The 244-nt window shown below is 37.3% G+C and carries 1 protein-coding gene; it reads right to left on the bottom strand.

The window, feature by feature from the left end:
• Positions 1-244: zinc ribbon domain-containing protein (locus tag JUI58_RS00550; protein WP_204101804.1), on the bottom strand; the 244-nt coding region annotated here is incomplete at both ends.

The following is a 244-nucleotide window of genomic DNA, read 5'->3' as shown; positions in this document are numbered from 1 at the left end:
GTTTTGTATCCACACTCCGGGCAATTATGTTCTCGTTCGGAAAGCAATTTTTTTCCGGTGTGAAAATCACATTTTGGACAAATTTGCGAGGTGTAATTCTTGTCAACTTCCGCGACAAAAACATCCCGTTTCCACGCTACCCATTTGAGAATGGTAATAAATTGACCAAAAGCAGCATCTAGGCAATGTTTAGACAACATTCCTTTTGCCCAAGATTTAAAGTTAATATCTTCAAAAAATATTG

It is taken from the genome of Spirulina sp. CCY15215, from assembly GCF_016888125.1.
Classification (GTDB): domain Bacteria; phylum Cyanobacteriota; class Cyanobacteriia; order Cyanobacteriales; family Spirulinaceae; genus CCY15215.
The sequence above is the reverse complement of the archived record's forward strand: the minus strand, read 5'-3'. Positions and strand labels throughout refer to the sequence as shown.